Below are 15,831 nucleotides of genomic sequence, written 5' to 3'. Positions count from 1 at the left end.
CGCAAAGGTGGTTGGCAAAAATGCAGACTAGTGCCCGCATGAAACGGATCGTAGCATTTCAGGCACAGATAAGGAGCCGTTTCATGCGCATCAATCCACCCCTCGTCGCACTCGCCATCGGTGCCTTTGGCATCGGCGTCACCGAGTTCGCCCCCATGGGCATGTTGCCCAGTATTGCCACTGACCTTGGCGTGTCGATCCCCGCAGCCGGGCTGCTGGTCAGTGCCTACGCCCTCGGCGTGCTGATCGGTGCCCCGCTGATGACCTTGGCCACCGGCAGGGTGCCACGGCGTTACCTGCTGATCGGGCTGATGGCCATTTTCACCCTGGGTAACCTGATGTCGGCCCTGGCGACCGACTACGCCAGCCTGATGGTTGCCCGCGTGGTGACCTCGCTCAACCATGGCGCGTTCTTTGGCATTGGCTCGATCGTCGCGGCCAGCGTGGTGCCGCCTGAAAAACGGGCAGGGGCCGTGGCGGCCATGTTCATGGGGCTGACACTGGCGACCATCGGCGGTGTGCCGCTGGCCACCTGGTTTGGCGAATTGCTGGGGTGGCGTACGGCCTTCTGGGGCATTGCGGGCCTGGGGCTGATTGCGATGACGACGCTGTGGTACGCACTGCCTAATGTGCCGCTGCCGAAAAGCGACGGGGTGATGGCCGAGATCCGCGTGCTGGGCCGTGGCCCGGTACTGGCGGCGCTGGCACTGACCGTGGTGGGTTCCAGTGCGATGTTTACCGTCTTTACCTACATTGCGCCAATCCTGCACAGTGAAGCCCAGGCCTCCACACCGTTCATCACCGCCATGCTGGTGTTGTTCGGTATTGGCCTGACGCTGGGCAACGTGTGGGGTGGCAAGGCGGCGGACCGTTCGGTTGACCGCACGCTGATCGTCTCGTTGGCGGTGCTGATTGCCGTGTTGCTGGTGTTCCCGTTCCTGATGCCCTGGGCACTGCCTACCGCACTGGCGGTGCTGGTGTGGGGCGCTGCCAGTTTTGCCCTGGTACCGCCGCTGCAGATGCGCGTGATGGAGGCCGCCAAGGAGGCGCCCAACCTGGCGTCTGCGGTGAATATCGGGGCGTTCAACCTGGGCAATGCGATCGGTGCCGCGCTGGGTGGCGCGGTGATCAATGCAGGGTTGGGTTACCCGGCGATTTCCCTGGCGGGTGCGTTGATGGCGGGGTTGGGCCTGGTGATGGTGTTGCTGTTTGCCTGGCGCTCGCGGGCCGTCCAGGCCTCACCGCTGGCCACGCTTTAAGGGTGTAGGAGCAGCCTTGCGCTGCGAAGAGGCCGGTGGCAACACCGTGGATCTTCGCTGCGGGTACGGGCCTCTTCGCAGCACAAGGCTGCTCCTACCTCAATCGCGCCTGCCGCTAGTACGCAGCGTCCAGTGCAATCTCCACCCCTTCAAATTCCGCCATCGCATCGCGCATCGCTTCGCAAAAATACGCCCGCGAAGCCCGGTCAAACAGCAGTTGCAAGGCAGGCACCGCTTCACGCCCGACATTCACCACGATCACATTGATCCGCGCCGCCGATGTCTGCGCCACGGCCCCGACCGGGAACGCCTGGGCACGCAGGTCAACCCCGCATAGCTTGGCCATCACCGCGCCGCAATGCTGCCCCGACAGCTGCAGCCAGGCGTGGCTGTCCTGGCGCGGCAGCAGGTAGTTGCGCTGGGCCTCCTGCACCCAGTCGGCCTCTTCGGCGGCAATCCGCGCCCCTTGGTCGGCGAAACTGCCCAGCAGCAGGTATTCGGTGGCCGACAGCCGCGCCACCCAGCTACCGTCGTCCTGGCGCAGCGCTTGGTTGGGCTGTGGCGGCAAACGATAGCCGCGTGCTTGCAGGTAGGCCGCGCTGTCGGCGCCACGAAAACCCACCCGCGCCAGGTCGGTCAGGTCGGTCAGCGCGCAGGTCAGCAGTGGCTCGGCCTGTGGCTGGGGAGAGAAGCACTGTTCTGTCTTCAGGCTAGTCATGGCTCACAGCTCCTGGCGCAGGTTGTCGGGATCATGGAAGGGCAGTTGCACCACCTTGGCATTGACCATCACACCGCCCTCCACGCGGATTGGGATGTGCATGCCGGGGGTGGCTTGGTGGGCGCCGGCGTAAGCCAGGCCGATGATCTGACCCAGGGTTTGCGAGTACTCGCACGAGGTGACGTTGCCACTGATGTCCGGGCCGTCCAGTACCAGGTGGCCTTCCAGTGGCTGCGGGCTGCCCTTGGGCAGCGTGAACCCGACCAGCTTGCGCTTGAGCGGCTGCGCTTCGAGGATCTCGATCGAGCGCTTGCCGACGAAGAACGGTTTCTTGCGGCCGATCGCCCACTGCATGTCGATTTCGGCGGGGTGGGTCATGCCATCGGTGTCCTGGCTGATGATCACATGGCCTTTTTCCAGCCGCAGCAGGCGCTGGGTCTCGACCCCGAACGGGCGAATGCCCAGCCCGGCGCCTGCTTGCATCAAGGCGTCCCACAGGCGTTCGGCATGGCGCGCCGGCACATGGATTTCATAGCCCAGCTCGCCGACGAAACCGACCCGCAGGATGCGCGCCGAAATACCCCCCACCTTGCCCAGGCGTACGCCCAGGTAAGGGAAGGCCGCGGCCGACAGTTCCACCCCTTCGCACACCTTGGCCAGCACCTGGCGCGACAAGGGGCCAGCCAGGTTGACGGCGGCCAGGGCGGCGGTGACGTTGGTGATGTCGACGTCCAGGCGCCACTGCGCGTTCCACTTGAGCATCTGCTGGTAGATGCGGTCGACGCCACTGGTGGTGGCGCTGACATAGAAGTGCTGCTCGGCCAGGCGTGCGCAGACGCCGTCATCGATCACCACGCCGTGCTCGTTGGTCATCAGTGCATAGCGGGTGCGGCCGATCGCCAGTTTGGCGAAGCCGAAGGTGTATAAGCGCTCGAGCAGCTCGGCCGCGTCCGGGCCGCGCACGTCGAGGCCGCCGAGGGTGGAGACGTCGATCAGCCCGACCTTCTCGCGCACATGCCGCGCTTCTTCCTGCATGCAGCGTTCGCGGTCCTCGGGTTTGCCGTAGTAGGCCGGGCGGTGCCAGATGCCGGCGGGCATCATTTTCGCGCCTGCTTGCAGGTGGCGGCGGTGCATCGGTGTTTGCCGATAGGGGTCGAATGCGCGGCCCGCCACATGGGCCAGTTTCTCGGCCTGGAACGGTGGCCGTGCTGTGGTTACACCGGTTTCGCTGATGCTGCGGCCCGTGGCCTGGGCCACTAAGCGCGCGGTGGGCAGCGCCGAGTGACGGCCTTGGGACGGGCCCATGCCGACCGTGGAAAAGCGTTTGACCAGTTGCACATCGCGATAGCCGCTGCGGGTGGCGTTGACGATATCGCGCACCTGCAAGTCTTCGTCGAAGTCGACAAAATCCTTGCCCTTGGGGTGCGGGAAGATCGGCCACGGATGATTGACCTTGGCCTCTGCGACGAAGCTTGCCTGCGCAGGGGCCTCCAGGCCAAGCGCCGCCAGGGCCTCGCTAGCTGCGCGTGTGGCGTCCGTGAGCACATTGCTTAGCACATGCCGGCCGTTCACCGAGCCTGCGATATCCAGCCCGGCCGGCAGGTTACTGAGGGTGAACTCGTCGCGGTTGACGTCATAGGCCAGCTTGCCGCCAGCCTGGCACAGCAGTTGGTACACCGGCATGTAGCCGGCCGACATGCACAGCAGGTCGCAAGCCAGGCGCAGGCCATGGTCGCCGACCTTGCCCTGGCCGGTGATCGGGCGGATATCGACGCCAGTCACATGGCGCATGCCCTTGTCGTGCAGGGCTTCATAGACGGTGCTGCCCAGATGAATGGGGATATCACGCCGTTTCAATTCGGCAGCCAGCGCGGCATCGGCGGGCGCGGCGCGCATGTCCACCAGGGCGGCAATGGCCACACCTTGCTCCTGCAGGTCGAGCGCGGCCAGGTAGCCGTCATCGTGCCCCGTGAGGATCACCGCCCGTTGCCCCGGCTTGACCGCGTAGAGCTTCATCAGCCGTTGCGCGGCGCTGGTCAGCATCACCCCGGGCAAGTCGTTGTTGCGAAACACCACCGGCTGGTCGAACGAACCCGCCGCCACCAGGCAGCGCGTGGCGCGTACCTTGTACAGGCGCTTGTGCTGTATCACCGGCAGGTAGTTGTCGGTGAACCAGCCGTTGCAGGTGGCTTTCAGCAGCACCTGGATGTTCGGGTGCCCCTCGATAGCGGCCAGCAGCTCCTGGCGCAGGCTGGCAGCGCGGGTGCCGGCAATGTCGAAACGGGCGTAGGTGAGCGAGCCACCCAGCACCGGTTGCTGCTCGATCAGCAGCACCTTGGCCCCGGCGTTGGCCGCGTCCAGCGCGGCGCGCAAACCGGCAGGGCCGCCGCCGATCACCGCCACATCGACGAACAGATAGGCCTTGTCGTAGTACTGCGGCTTGAAGCCGAGGTCCAGCACGCCGAGGCCGGCCTTCTTGCGAATTAGCGGCTCCCAGACCTTCCACATGCCCTTGGGCTTGTAGAACGAGCGGTAATAGAAACCGACCGGCATGAACCGCGAAAACGTGCCCAGGTAGGCGTCGCGGTCGTGTTCCAGGCTGCCGTTGAAGTTCTGCCCCTCGACCACCTGCCCATCACGCGCCGCCTCCATGTCGGCCAGCACGTTGGGTTCGTCGGGCAGTTGCACCAGGGTGTTGGCATCCTGCCCGGCCAGGCTCAGCGGGCCTCGCGGGCGGTGGTACTTGAACGAGCGCGACAGCAACCAGCGGCCGTTGCCGAGCAGGGCGCTGGCGATACTGTCACCGGCAAAGCCTGAGCAGGCCTGGCCATCGAAGTTGAAACGCAGGGGCCGCTCGCGGTCGATCAGCAGGCCCATGGGCGCGGGGAGGCGAGTGTGGCTGTTCATCCGGCGATCTCCGGGGTGGCGGCGGGGGTAAAGTCGACGCGGCGGTCGAACCGTTCTTTCGGGTCGAAGGTGCGCAGCACCTGGTCGCTGACGGTGTGGCGCTCGGCCAGGAACCAGTAGCTGGAGGCGTTGTGCAGCCACCACTCGATGACCACACCGGCGTGGTTGTCGCTGTTGAACACGTAGTCGGCCCATTCGGCATCGCTGCAGACGGCCGGGTCGGGCATGTGCTTGAACTCGCCGCCGTAGGTGAATTCGCTGATGTTGCGCGGGCCGTTCAAGGGGCAGGTCAGGATCTTCATCGTGCGTTCCTTTCAGTGGCTGGCGGCGGTCGCGCCCATTTCGTTGACTTGCTGGAAGCGGCTGAAGCGCTCCAGGGCAAAGGGCGCGATCATCTCTGGCACCTTGCCGCCACTGGCGACCAGCTCGGCCATGGTCTTGCCGCAGATGGGTGTGGCCTTGAAGCCCCAAGTACCCCAGCCGGCGTCCAGGTAGTAGTTGTCGACCGGCGACAGGCCCATGATCGGGCTGTAGTCCGGCGTCATGTCGGTCATCCCGGCCCATTGGCGCATCAGTTTGGCGTTGGCCATGAACGGGAACATCTCGATGGCGTGGGCCAGTAGGCTTTCCTTCAAATCGAGGGTGGAGCGGGTGTTGTACAGCGGGTAGGGGTCGGAGCCGCCGCCGAAGACGATCTCGCCACGGCTGGTCTGCTGCACGTAGCAGTGCAGTGCTGACGAGCTGACCAGCGGATCGAGAAACGGTTTGAACGGCTGGGTGACCATGGCCTGCAGCGGGTAGGTGTGGATCGGCGCACGGATGCCGGCCTTGGCCATCAACAGCGAACTGGCCCCGGCCACGGCCTGCACCACGCAGCCGCACTGCACGGTGCCGCGGTTGGTCTTCACCGCTTCGATGCGGCCATTGCGGATCAGCAGGTCCTGCACCTCGGTCAGTTGGTGGATCTCGACCCCGCGCTTGGCGGCCTGCTTGGCGTAGCCCCAGGCCACCGCGTCGTGGCGTGCGGTGGCGCCGTCGATGTGCCACAGCCCGGCCAGCACCGGCAGGTGGCCGGGGTCGAGGTTCAGGCTCGGCACCAGTTCGCGGATCTGCTGGCGGTCGATCATCTCGGTGCGCCCGCCAAAGTGCTTGTTGACCTCGGCACGCTGGCGGAAGGCGCGCACGGTGGCGTCGGTGTGCGCCAGGGTCAGCTGGCCGCGCTCGGAGTACATGATGTTGAAGTCGAACTCGTTGGACAGGTTCTGGAACATCCGCACCGATTCTGCGTAAAAGCGCACGCCTTCACTGGTGAGGTAGTTGGAGCGAATCACCGCCGTGTTGCGTGCGGTATTACCGCCACCCAGGTAGGCCTTTTCCAGCACCGCGACGTTGGTGATGCCGTGGTACTTGGCCAGGTAGTAGGCGATGGCCAGGCCGTGGCCGCCGCCGCCGATGATCACTACGTCGTAGCGCGGTTTGAGTTCGCAGGGTGGCGGCAGGTCGACCTCCACCGGGTAGTCGGCGCTCAGGCCGTATTTCAGCAGGGCGAAAGGCATGCGGTGCGCTCCTGTTGGGCGGCCTGTTGTTGCAGGTCGAGGGCGAGCAAGGTGTTTTTCATCAGGTAGGCGATGGTCATCGGACCGACGCCACCGGGCACTGGGGTGATGCCGGCGACCTGGGGCAGGGCGGCGGCAAAATCGACGTCGCCGACCAAGCGGCTGCGGCCGTCTTCATCGATGCGATTGATGCCGACGTCGATCACCACTGCGCCAGGCTTGAGCCAGTCGGCGCCGATCAGGCGCGGCTTGCCCACCGCAGCAACGAGGATGTCGGCCTGGCGGCACAACGCCGGCAGGTCGTGGCTGCGCGAGTGCACCACGGTCACCGTGCAGTCGGCTTGCAGCAGCAGGGCGGCCATGGGTTTGCCGACAATGTTCGAACGCCCCACCACCACCGCATGCTTGCCGCGCAACTCACCGCAAGCATCGCGCAACAGGCGCATGCAGCCACTGGGGGTGCAGGGGGTGAGCACGTCGCGGCCCTGGGCCAGGCCGCCGACGTTCTCGCTGTGGAAGCCGTCCACGTCCTTGAGCGGGCTGATGGCTTGCAGCACGCGGTGCGCGTCGATGTGTGCCGGCAAGGGCAGTTGCACGAGGATGCCGTTGACCGCGTTGTCACGGTTGAGCCGGTCGATCAGGGTCAGCAGGTGGGCTTGAGACGTGTCTGCCGGCAGGCGATGTTCCAGGGAGCGGATGCCCACTTCCTCGGCGCGCAGCACCTTGTTGCGTACATACACCTGGCTGGCGGCGTCGGCGCCTACCAGCACCACGGCCAAGCCTGGTTGCACACCGCCCTGGCGCAGGGTGTGCACCTGCTCACGGACCTCGGCCAGCACCCGCGCCGCCGTTGCCTTACCGTCGATCAGCTTGACGCTGGGGAGGGCGTTCATTTGAAGATCACCGTGCGGTCGTGGTTGAGGAACACCCGGTGTTCCAGGTGGTACTTCACCGCACGCGACAGGGCGATGGTCTCGGTGTCACGGCCGATGGCTACCAGGTTGTCAGGGGCGTAGGCGTGGTCCACGCGCTGCACTTCCTGCTCGATGATCGGCCCTTCGTCGAGGTCGCTGGTGACGTAGTGTGCGGTGGCGCCGATCAGCTTGACCCCGCGTTGGTAAGCCTGGTGGTAAGGCTTGGCCCCTTTGAAACCGGGCAGGAACGAATGGTGAATATTGATCGCCCGGCCCGACAGTTGCCGGCACAGGTCGTCGGAGAGGATTTGCATGTAGCGCGCCAGCACCACCAGCTCGGTGCCGGTGTCCTCGACGATGCGCATCAGCGCGGCCTCCTGCTCGGCCTTGGTTTCTTTGGTTACTGGCAGGTAGACGAAACGGATGCCCTGGCGTTCGGCCATGGGGCGCAGGTCCAGGTGGTTGGAAACCACGGCAGTGATGTGCATGTCCAGTTCGCCCTTGGCGTGGCGGTAGAGCAGGTCGGACAGGCAGTGGTCGAACTTGCTGACCATCAGCAACACACGCATCGGCCGGGCGCTACTGTGCAGGCTCCATTGCATGTCGAAGCGCTGGGCGACGTCGGCAAAGCCCGCTTCCAGTTGCGGCGTATCACCGCTGACACCGGTGTTGTAGCGGAACACTGCGCGCATGAAGAAGCGGCCATTGTCCTCGTCGTCGAACTGCGCCATCTCGCTGATGTAGCAACCTTGCTCGGCCAGGTAAGTGGTCACCGCGGCGACGATGCCGGACACGGCCGGGCAACTGACGCGCAGGATGAAATGATCGGGAGCGGGATGCATGTCGGGGCCTCGTGGTGGAGTGGGGCAGGTCGGGCACAAGGGCAAAGGGATTCGCGGGATGGCGAAGGGTGTTTCTTGGTAGGAATATAAATTTCCTTTAGGCGATTTATAGGCGAAGTGATGGGTTCAGGTCTAGCGCTTTGTGAAATTTTTTTGCCTGTCAGGAAATAAATTGGATTTTGAGGCACTGGGGCTGCTGTGCAGCCCATCGCCGGCAAGCCGGCTCCCACAGGAACCGCGCATTCTCGTGGGAGCTGGCTTGCCGGCGATGGGGCGCGCAGCGGCCCTTTTGGCCCTAACAGGTTCGAATTGGGGCTTGATGGCGAAGAAGGCTATGCTTGCCCCATGAGCACACCACCCAACCTTCGCCAACCGTGCCCCCCTGGCGCCTGTAACTGCGGCCGCGAGCACCTGGCCGAGCAGCCGTCAGCGGCGCAGCGCATCCTCCTGCTCACGCGGCAGGAGGAGAAGCGCCTGCTCGAGCGGTTGGAGAACCTCAAGGACCTGGAAGACCTGCAGCGCCTGCAACAGCGGATGTATGAAAACCTTGGCATCCGTGTGCACATTGCCCCGGGGTTCAATGAGGTGCGGACCATGCGCGGGATCGTCATCGAGCTGGATGAACAACCGGGGCTTTGTCGCAAGACCCGGCAGTTGATACCGGCGGCGATTCGGCGGGGGTTGGAGCGTAATCCGCAGGTGGCTTATCGGTTGCTGGATGACCATGACTTGCTGCGGGGGGCGTGAGGGGATGGGCGGCGCTCGATCTCCCAGGCGCTGCAAAAACAACGCCATGCCCCCTATCAATCACCCCCTAATTTTTCCGCACCGCCTTACGTCTACTTGAGAACCGTCCTACGCCAAGCGCGTACCGGCACCTATCACTCAAGGAGACAGGCAATGACTTCCGTATTCGACCGCGACGATATCCAGTTCCAGGTAGTGGTCAACCACGAAGAGCAGTACTCGATCTGGCCCGACTACAAGGCAATCCCCAATGGCTGGCGAGCAGTAGGCAAGAGCGGCCTGAAGAAAGACTGCCTGGCCTACATCGACGAGGTCTGGACCGACATGCGCCCGCTGAGCCTGCGCCAGAAGATGGCCGAAGCCGCAGCGCAGTGACCTCGCTGAACCTGCTGTGCCTGCCGTATTCCGGGGCCAGCGCCATGGTTTACAGCCGCTGGCGGCGCAAGCTGCCGGCCTGGTTGCAGGTGCGGCCGGTGGAGCTGCCTGGGCGCGGTGCGCGCATGGGCGAACCGCTGCAGACCGACATGCAGGCACTTGCGCGGCAATTGGCGGCCGAGCAACGCCTGGCCGCCAGCGCGCCGTATGCCTTGCTCGGTCATAGCCTGGGCGCGCTGCTGGCCTTCGAGCTGGCCCATGAGCTACAGGCGCTGGGGTGTGCGCCGCCGTTGGCGTTGTTCGCCTGCGGCACCGCCGCCCCCACCCGGCGCGAAGACTACGAGGGTAAGAATTGGCGCGACCCAAAGCGCGACGATGAGCTTATCAGCGAATTGCGCGAACTCAACGGTACGCCAGAGGAAGTGCTGGGCAATGCCGAGTTGATGAGCCTGACCTTGCCGATCCTGCGCGCCGACTTTTTGCTGTGCGGCCGCTATGCCTATCGTCAGCGGCCAGCGTTGCAATGCCCGCTGCACGTGCTGGGCGGCGAAGACGACCGGGCCAGCGAGGAGCAACTGCTGGCCTGGCGCAAGGAAACCCTGGGCGACTTTTCGTTGGACATATTCCCCGGCAGCCACTTCTTCATCCACGAACACGAAGACCGTGTGCTCGGCGTGCTGGCCGCGTCGCTTGAGCCACATCGGCTTTCGGCCTGATTGACGTCACCGCTTGCCTGGGGGAGGCTAGACCTTTTCCCAGGCAAGGGGCAGACAATGCTGATCGATCCACACAAGGCCACGCTGCTGGTCGTCGACATCCAGGAAAAACTCATCGGCGCCATGAGCGATCCCGAAGGCACTCGGGCGCGAGCGCGCTGGTTGCTGGCGGCGACTGCGGAGCTGGAACTGCCGACGGTCATTTCCGAACAGTACCCCAAAGGGCTTGGCCCTACCTTGGCGGAACTGACCGCTGCAGCGCCTACTGCCCAGGTAGTGGAAAAAAGCCATTTCTCCTGTGTGGCCGCCGAGTGCCTGCCGGCCAGTTTGATGGCGCGTGAGCAGGTGATCGTCTGCGGCATGGAAACCCACGTCTGTGTGCTGCAAACCGTGCTCGGCCTGCTGGCGCTGGGCAAGCAGGTGTTCGTGGTCGAGGATGCCTGTGACAGCCGCACCGCAGCCAGCAAGGCCGCGGGCCTGGCGCGCATGCGCGCAGCCGGGGCGCATATCGTCACCCGTGAGATGGTGCTGTTCGAACTGATGGGCAGTGCCAGCCACCCGCAGTTCCGCCATATCAGCAAGACCTACCTGGTCGGTGAGCAGCCCTGAACGCGCGGTTACTGGCGACGGCCCTGATGGCCCTGGCGCTGCTGCAAGGCTGCGCGGGGCGTCGCGAAGAAGAGCCTGAAGCGGACCCGGCCAAGGTGCGCGCCCAACTGATGCGCTTATTACCCGCGCAAGCCAAAGACCGTGCAGGCTGGGCCAAGGACATTCAACAGGCCTTCGAAGCCCAGCGCATTGCGCCTAGCAAAAGCAACCTGTGCGCGGTACTGGCGGTGACCGAGCAGGAGTCGACCTTCAACGCCGACCCACAGGTGCCCAACCTCGGGCGCATCGCCCGCGACGAAATCGACCGCCGCGCCGCGCGCCTGCACATTCCCCGCCTGCTGGTGGATGGCGCGCTGAAGACGCCTTCCGGCAACGGCCAGAGCTACCAGCAGCGGCTGCTGGCCGTGCGCAGCGAGAAGCAACTGAGTGCGCTGTACGACGAAGTCATCGCCCGCCTGCCACTGGGCAAGACCTTGCTGGGTGGGCTCAACCCGGTGCACACCGGCGGGCCGATGCAGGTCAGCATCGACTTCGCCGAAAAGCACGCCAAGGACTACCCCTACAGCTATGAAGGCACGATCCGCCAGGAAGTGTTCAGCCGCCGTGGCGGCCTGTATTTCGGCATTGCCCACTTGCTGGGCTACCCGGCGCATTACGATCGCCAGCTGTACCGCTTCGCTGATTTCAATGCAGGCTGGTATGCCAGCCGCAATGCGGCGTTCCAGGCGGCGCTGAGCAAGGTGACGGGCACCAGCCTGGCGCTGGATGGCGACCTGATTGCCCCCGGCGCGATCATGCCCGGTACTACCGAACTGGCGGCGCGCAAATTGGGGGTGAAGCTGGGTTTGCGCAACCCACAGATTCGCAGCCAGTTGGAGTCGGGTGACAGCCTGGCCTTTGAAGACAGCAAGCTGTACAGCGGTGTGTTCGAGCTGGCGGATGCGGCGGGAGGTAAACCGGTGGCGCGTGCGGTCTTGCCGGGGATCGAGCTGAAGAGCCCGAAGATTACCCGCAAGCTCACCACCGCGTGGTTTGCGGGCAGGGTGGATGAGCGGTACCAGCGGTGCATGAAGCGCTGAATGTCGATGGCCTGTGCCGGCCTCTTCCCGGCCAGGCCCGTCACCGACGGAGACCTGTGGGAGCGGGTTTACCCGCGAAGAGGCCAGTACAGGCGGCATCAGCTTTCGCTCAAGGCGCCAACCACTTGGTCAACACTGGCCTTCAACCCGGCCACCGCATCATCGGCATCACTGTTCACCACCACCAACCGGGCCCCTGCAGCCTTGATCACCTCAGCCACCGCTGGCTCCGGCTGGCGATGGTCCAGCACCAATGCCACGTCCTGACTTTTCAGGTTTTCCCCTAGCGCCTTGAGCGCCGCCGCATCCCACTTGCCCTCGGCCGGCAGCGCCTGCTCCACCACATCCAGGTTCAACCCGCTGGCCAGGTAGCCCAAGCGCTCGGACAGGCTGACCACGGTCAAGTTGTCTACCTCGGCCAGCTGCGTCTGGCTGCTGGCCGTCAGCTCCAGCAGCTGGCGCTTGAGGCCGGCCAGGTTGCCTTGGATCTTCGCCTTGTCGGCCGGCGACAACCGTTCCAAGTCATTGGCCACCACATCGGCCATGCGCCCAAGGTTGGTCGGGTTCAGCCACGGGTAGGCGCCGTAGGCGTCGTCGCCGGTCACCGCAATCCCTGGCAAGGCGCCGTCCACCGGGCGCGCTGCATCAATTTCGACGATGCGGATATTGCTGCGCCGGGCCATCGGGTAGAGCGGGTCGTCACGCCAGATCGAGCGCACCCCGATGACTGCGTCGGCCTGTTGCGCGGCGTTTGCCAGGCTTTCGCCGCCGCGGCTGCTGAAGTACGAAGGCTGGCGGCTGGCCGGCAGGTTGGCAGGCGCTGCGCGCTTGAGCTGCACCGAAGTGCCGTCGAGCAGGGCCGTGGCCAGGCTGTGGGTCACCGGCAAGGTGGTGAGCACTTGCGTGGCAAAAGAGAGCGAAGGCAGGCCCGCCAGGGTCAGTGCCAAGGTCAGCTGTTTCAGGTTCATGCCGGGTTTCCTTGCAGGCGTGGAACAAGCGCGCGGGCCAGTGCGGCCAAGGCGAAGCAAATGCCGGCGACCAGAATGATCGCAGCGCCGGAAGGTACCGGCAGGTCGCAAACGATCGGCAACAAGATGCCGAGCAGGGTGCTCAGCGTGGCGATCAGCACCGAAATGAAGAAAAAGCCCTTGAGCGACTGGCTGACCAGGCGTGCCGCAGCTGCCGGAATCACCAGCAGCGCACCGACCAGAATCGCCCCGATCACCTTCACCGACGCCACCGTGACCAGGGTCACCAGTACCACGAACAGGTAGTCCAGGGTCTTTACCGCCACTCCGCGTACCGCCGCCAGTTGCGGGTTGAAACTGGCCAGCATGATGCGGTTGTACAGTGGCAAGGCCAGCGCCAGCACTAGCACCGCGACGATACCCAGCACCACCAGGTCCTGGGCGCTGACCGTCAGTACCGAGCCGAACAGCACGTTTTCGAGGATGTGCACGTTGATCTTGCCCGCCAGCATCAGCAGCAGGCTCGCACCCAGGGCCAGGGACACCGACAGGAACACGCCGATCAGCGTATCCGGCGACAACCCGGTGCGGTTACGCAGGAAGTTGAGCAGGATGCCGAACAGCAGGCAGTAACCGAACAGGCTGCCGTAAGGACCGGTATACGGCTCGCCCAGCAGGATGCCGATGGCAACCCCCGTGAGCGCGGCATGGCCGACCGCCTCGGAGAAGAAGGCAAAGCGCTTGACCACCACCAGGGTGCCCAAACCGCCCAGCACCGGGCCGATCATCAGGCCGGCCAACAGGGCATTGACCACGAACCCGTAGGCCAGCGCCTCGGGCAGGTAGCCGGTGTTGGCCCATTCTTGGACCAGTTGGCGAAATGCTTCAAAACTCATGAGGCAAGGCTCTCGCTGCGCGGGTGAACGGAGAACAGGCCAAGCAGGCGCTCTGGGGTCAGGGCCTGTGCGGGTGGGGCGTCGAAAAGCACCTGGCGGCTCAGGCCAGTGACCCGGTCGGCCAGGCGCAGCACGGCCTCCAGGTCGTGCTCGATCCACAACACGGTGGTGCCAGCCTGGCGCCAGCCGTGCAGCAGCTGCTCGAACACCTGAATGCCCGCTTCGTCGAGGGCCGACATGGGTTCATCCAGCACCAGCAGTTGCGGCTCGGGAATCAACCCCTGTGCCAACAGCACGCGCTGGCGTTCACCGCCGGACAGCGCGCCCATGCGCCGCTTGCGCTTGTCGAGCATGCCGACCCGGGCCAACGCGGCATCGATGGCCGGTTGCACGCGGCGTGACAGGCCGAGGAAGGCGGGCCGGCGCTGGCACATGGCGGCCATGAAGTCGTCCACGGTCATCGGCAGGCCACGGTCGAACTCCAGCGCCTGGGGCACGTAGCCGATCACTTCGTGGGGGCTCGGCCAGTGCAGGGTCAGTTGGCCCTGGTGCGGCATCTGCCCGAGCAGGGTCTTGATCAGCGAGCTTTTGCCGCCGCCATTGGGGCCGACGATCGCATGCACGCTGCCGGCCGCCACGCTGAAGCTGACCTGTTCGAGAATGCGGGTGCGGCCCAAGGTCAGGTCGATGCCGGCAAACTCGATGCGCGGCCCATTGGCCGCGGCGAGGTGGGCGGCGGCGGTCATGCGCGGTTCTCCTGGATGGCGCGGACCACGGTATCGAGGTTGCGCTTCATCTCCACTTCGTACTTTTCCTTGGTGTAGTCACCGTAGGAAATATGCGTCAGCGGGTACAGGCGCACGCCCGATTCGCGCTGAATGGTCTCGACGTAGGCGGACGGGAAGTCCATCTCCGAGAAGATCACCTTCACGTCCAGCGCCTTGAGCTGGTCGATGGTCTTTTTCAGCTGGGCCGGGCTTGGCTCGATGCCGTGCGCCGGTTCGACCACAGCAGTGACCTCGAGGCCAAAGTCGCGCACCAGGTAGTCGTAGGCCGCATGGATGGTCGCCACGCGGAAGGTCGCGCTGGGCGCTTCGGTGACCTTGGCCAGGGCCTCGGCGCGCAGGGCGCGCAGGCGTTTGGCATAGGCGCGGGCGTTTTGCGTGTAGAACTTGGCGTTGTCCGGGTCGAGCTTGCCCAGTTCGCGGGCAATGTTGTTGACCTGGGCGATGGTGGTACTGATCGACAGGAAGGTGTGTGGGTTGACCACCTTGCCGGCGCCACGCGCGGCGATGCCGGTGGCGGCCAGCAACGGCACATTCTGGTTGGCCTCGATGGTGGCGATGCCGGGTTTTTCGCTGGCCGCGATCATGCGGTCGGCGAAGTCGTCATGGCCCACACCGTTGAGCACCACCACGTCCAACGTGCCGATGCGTTTGATGTCCTCCGCGCGCGGCTCGTAGGCATGCGGGTTGAAGCCCGCCGGGATCAGCGGCACCACTTCGGCCTTGTCACCGACAATGTTGCTGACGTAGCTGTAGTACGGGTGCAGGGTAATGCCGATGCGCAGTGGCTTGCCGTTATCGGCCAGGGCCAATGCCGGTAGGGCAAGGGCCAGGAGCAGGGCGAGGGCGGAGCGGAACATGGGGGAGTCCTTGGGTTCAGTGACGGTGTTCGCGGGTGACCCCGGCGTCGTAGTGGCTGACCACCTGTTGCCAGCCGGCGGCGATCAGGGCGGCGTGGCCCAGGTCGTCCGGCGTAACGGCGGCGCTGTCGCGGCGCAGCCACACATCCGGCTGGCCAGTGCTGTCGTCAGGCAGAATCAGCAGCAGGCTGCCGGCCACCTGAGGGGCCTGGCTGCGGCCCAGGTAGGCGCCAGTTGCCAGCCACGACCACTGGTGGCCACCGCGGCTCTGGCTGCCCGCATCGACCACAAAAGGTGGCAAGCCGTCGTCGGCCAGGGCTTGTATGCTGGGCACGGCGGCGGTTTCCTCGCGCAGCAACTGGATCTCGTCGAAGGCCACACGCAGGTCGGTGTACAGGCCTTGTTCGGCGGGGGTCAGGTCGCGGCGGGCGTCGATCTGGTGGCTGGCGATGGTCTGTTCGTCCTCGCGTTCGCCACGCAGCATCACCACCGTGGCGGCAAGCACCACGATCAGCAGGCTGACCAGCAGCACGTACAGGGTTTCGTGGCCGGCACCGGCCGGGCGGACTACCTGGGCGCGGTTCATGGCTGGGCTATTCA

Annotated in this window: 17 protein-coding genes; 6 read left to right on the top strand and 11 right to left on the bottom strand. The window is 65.2% G+C overall.

Annotated features, from left to right (window positions below; translation table 11 throughout):
* The first annotated feature begins 83 nt into the window (after positions 1 to 83).
* Positions 84 to 1,259, top strand: a complete 1,176-nt coding sequence (locus QOS90_RS08930) for an MFS transporter (RefSeq protein ID WP_085273122.1) — start codon at positions 84 to 86, stop codon at positions 1,257 to 1,259.
* Between the two features lie 115 nt (positions 1,260 to 1,374).
* Here QOS90_RS08930 and QOS90_RS08925 read toward each other — a convergent pair whose 3' ends face one another.
* The 6 genes from QOS90_RS08925 to purU are packed head-to-tail and all read right to left on the bottom strand — an operon-like array spanning position 1,375 to position 8,196.
* The gene (locus tag QOS90_RS08925) at positions 1,375 to 1,977 is read right to left on the bottom strand and encodes a sarcosine oxidase subunit gamma (RefSeq protein WP_085273123.1); all 603 of its coding nucleotides are present in this window, start codon (positions 1,975 to 1,977) and stop codon (positions 1,375 to 1,377) included.
* Between the two features lie 3 nt (positions 1,978 to 1,980).
* A complete protein-coding gene (locus tag QOS90_RS08920) occupies positions 1,981 to 4,884 on the bottom strand; it encodes a 2Fe-2S iron-sulfur cluster-binding protein (RefSeq protein WP_085273124.1) in 2,904 nt (967 codons plus the stop codon).
* Positions 4,881 to 5,186: a sarcosine oxidase subunit delta gene (locus tag QOS90_RS08915; protein WP_027596182.1), complete on the bottom strand. Its 306-nt coding sequence runs from the start codon at positions 5,184 to 5,186 to the stop codon at positions 4,881 to 4,883. Before QOS90_RS08915 ends, QOS90_RS08920 begins: the two co-directional genes overlap by 4 nt.
* A 12-nt stretch (positions 5,187 to 5,198) precedes the next feature.
* Positions 5,199 to 6,440, bottom strand: coding sequence for an FAD-dependent oxidoreductase (locus QOS90_RS08910; RefSeq protein WP_019099481.1), 1,242 nt, complete (start codon positions 6,438 to 6,440; stop codon positions 5,199 to 5,201).
* The gene (gene folD / locus QOS90_RS08905; RefSeq protein WP_027596183.1) at positions 6,422 to 7,333 is read right to left on the bottom strand and encodes a bifunctional methylenetetrahydrofolate dehydrogenase/methenyltetrahydrofolate cyclohydrolase FolD; all 912 of its coding nucleotides are present in this window, start codon (positions 7,331 to 7,333) and stop codon (positions 6,422 to 6,424) included. Before folD ends, QOS90_RS08910 begins: the two co-directional genes overlap by 19 nt.
* A complete protein-coding gene (purU, locus tag QOS90_RS08900) occupies positions 7,330 to 8,196 on the bottom strand; it encodes a formyltetrahydrofolate deformylase (RefSeq protein WP_027596184.1) in 867 nt (288 codons plus the stop codon). The genes folD and purU overlap by 4 nt, the downstream gene beginning before the upstream one ends.
* A 345-nt stretch (positions 8,197 to 8,541) precedes the next feature.
* On the opposite strand from purU, the gene QOS90_RS08895 reads away from it, so the two are divergent.
* The 5 genes from QOS90_RS08895 (at position 8,542) to QOS90_RS08875 (ending at position 11,722) form a co-directional block, all read left to right on the top strand.
* The gene (locus tag QOS90_RS08895) at positions 8,542 to 8,943 is read left to right on the top strand and encodes a hypothetical protein (protein ID WP_027596185.1); all 402 of its coding nucleotides are present in this window, start codon (positions 8,542 to 8,544) and stop codon (positions 8,941 to 8,943) included.
* Between the two features lie 153 nt (positions 8,944 to 9,096).
* A complete protein-coding gene (locus QOS90_RS08890) occupies positions 9,097 to 9,318 on the top strand; it encodes an MbtH family protein (protein WP_003256222.1) in 222 nt (73 codons plus the stop codon).
* Positions 9,315 to 10,034 carry a thioesterase II family protein gene (locus QOS90_RS08885; RefSeq protein ID WP_027596186.1) on the top strand — a complete coding sequence of 240 codons (720 nt, stop codon included), beginning with the start codon at positions 9,315 to 9,317 and terminating at the stop codon, positions 10,032 to 10,034. Before QOS90_RS08890 ends, QOS90_RS08885 begins: the two co-directional genes overlap by 4 nt.
* 57 nt (positions 10,035 to 10,091) lie before the next feature.
* Complete coding sequence (locus QOS90_RS08880) at positions 10,092 to 10,643, top strand: hydrolase (protein WP_085273125.1); 552 nt, start codon at positions 10,092 to 10,094, stop codon at positions 10,641 to 10,643.
* 26 nt (positions 10,644 to 10,669) lie between these two features.
* A complete protein-coding gene (locus QOS90_RS08875; protein ID WP_085273126.1) occupies positions 10,670 to 11,722 on the top strand; it encodes a DUF1615 domain-containing protein in 1,053 nt (350 codons plus the stop codon).
* A 98-nt stretch (positions 11,723 to 11,820) separates the two neighbouring features.
* On the opposite strand, the gene QOS90_RS08870 is transcribed toward QOS90_RS08875, so the two are convergent.
* From QOS90_RS08870 to QOS90_RS08850, 5 genes are read right to left on the bottom strand one after another with little or no spacing between them, the layout of a single operon-like run.
* Complete coding sequence (locus QOS90_RS08870) at positions 11,821 to 12,690, bottom strand: metal ABC transporter substrate-binding protein (RefSeq protein ID WP_027596189.1); 870 nt, start codon at positions 12,688 to 12,690, stop codon at positions 11,821 to 11,823.
* Positions 12,687 to 13,586 carry a metal ABC transporter permease gene (locus QOS90_RS08865; protein WP_027596190.1) on the bottom strand — a complete coding sequence of 300 codons (900 nt, stop codon included), beginning with the start codon at positions 13,584 to 13,586 and terminating at the stop codon, positions 12,687 to 12,689. Before QOS90_RS08865 ends, QOS90_RS08870 begins: the two co-directional genes overlap by 4 nt.
* Positions 13,583 to 14,332, bottom strand: coding sequence for a metal ABC transporter ATP-binding protein (locus tag QOS90_RS08860; protein WP_027596191.1), 750 nt, complete (start codon positions 14,330 to 14,332; stop codon positions 13,583 to 13,585). The genes QOS90_RS08865 and QOS90_RS08860 overlap by 4 nt, the downstream gene beginning before the upstream one ends.
* Positions 14,329 to 15,231 (bottom strand): metal ABC transporter substrate-binding protein, encoded by a 903-nt coding sequence (locus QOS90_RS08855; protein ID WP_027596192.1) that lies wholly within the window; start codon positions 15,229 to 15,231, stop codon positions 14,329 to 14,331. Before QOS90_RS08855 ends, QOS90_RS08860 begins: the two co-directional genes overlap by 4 nt.
* A 16-nt stretch (positions 15,232 to 15,247) precedes the next feature.
* A complete protein-coding gene (locus QOS90_RS08850; protein ID WP_027596193.1) occupies positions 15,248 to 15,817 on the bottom strand; it encodes a DUF6162 family protein in 570 nt (189 codons plus the stop codon).
* Positions 15,818 to 15,831: the final 14 nt, after the last annotated feature.

Source organism: Pseudomonas sp. LAIL14HWK12:I10 (assembly GCF_900184205.1).
Taxonomy (GTDB): Bacteria; Pseudomonadota; Gammaproteobacteria; order Pseudomonadales; family Pseudomonadaceae; genus Aquipseudomonas; species Aquipseudomonas kermanshahensis.
Note: the sequence above shows the minus strand (reverse complement) of the source record. Positions and strands in the feature narration are given on the sequence as shown.

Excerpts from the sequence above, each read along its gene's own strand:
- QOS90_RS08930 (WP_085273122.1), top strand. The coding sequence starts at position 84 with ATGCGCATCAATCCACCCCTCGTCGCACTCGCCATCGGTGCCTTTGGC.
- QOS90_RS08925 (WP_085273123.1), bottom strand. The coding sequence starts at position 1,977 with ATGACTAGCCTGAAGACAGAACAGTGCTTCTCTCCCCAGCCACAGGCC.
- QOS90_RS08920 (WP_085273124.1), bottom strand. The coding sequence starts at position 4,884 with ATGAACAGCCACACTCGCCTCCCCGCGCCCATGGGCCTGCTGATCGAC.
- QOS90_RS08915 (WP_027596182.1), bottom strand. The coding sequence starts at position 5,186 with ATGAAGATCCTGACCTGCCCCTTGAACGGCCCGCGCAACATCAGCGAA.
- QOS90_RS08910 (WP_019099481.1), bottom strand. The coding sequence starts at position 6,440 with ATGCCTTTCGCCCTGCTGAAATACGGCCTGAGCGCCGACTACCCGGTG.
- folD (WP_027596183.1), bottom strand. The coding sequence starts at position 7,333 with ATGAACGCCCTCCCCAGCGTCAAGCTGATCGACGGTAAGGCAACGGCG.
- purU (WP_027596184.1), bottom strand. The coding sequence starts at position 8,196 with ATGCATCCCGCTCCCGATCATTTCATCCTGCGCGTCAGTTGCCCGGCC.
- QOS90_RS08895 (WP_027596185.1), top strand. The coding sequence starts at position 8,542 with ATGAGCACACCACCCAACCTTCGCCAACCGTGCCCCCCTGGCGCCTGT.
- QOS90_RS08890 (WP_003256222.1), top strand. The coding sequence starts at position 9,097 with ATGACTTCCGTATTCGACCGCGACGATATCCAGTTCCAGGTAGTGGTC.
- QOS90_RS08880 (WP_085273125.1), top strand. The coding sequence starts at position 10,092 with ATGCTGATCGATCCACACAAGGCCACGCTGCTGGTCGTCGACATCCAG.
- QOS90_RS08875 (WP_085273126.1), top strand. The coding sequence starts at position 10,670 with ATGGCCCTGGCGCTGCTGCAAGGCTGCGCGGGGCGTCGCGAAGAAGAG.
- QOS90_RS08870 (WP_027596189.1), bottom strand. The coding sequence starts at position 12,690 with ATGAACCTGAAACAGCTGACCTTGGCACTGACCCTGGCGGGCCTGCCT.
- QOS90_RS08865 (WP_027596190.1), bottom strand. The coding sequence starts at position 13,586 with ATGAGTTTTGAAGCATTTCGCCAACTGGTCCAAGAATGGGCCAACACC.
- QOS90_RS08860 (WP_027596191.1), bottom strand. The coding sequence starts at position 14,332 with ATGACCGCCGCCGCCCACCTCGCCGCGGCCAATGGGCCGCGCATCGAG.
- QOS90_RS08855 (WP_027596192.1), bottom strand. The coding sequence starts at position 15,231 with ATGTTCCGCTCCGCCCTCGCCCTGCTCCTGGCCCTTGCCCTACCGGCA.
- QOS90_RS08850 (WP_027596193.1), bottom strand. The coding sequence starts at position 15,817 with ATGAACCGCGCCCAGGTAGTCCGCCCGGCCGGTGCCGGCCACGAAACC.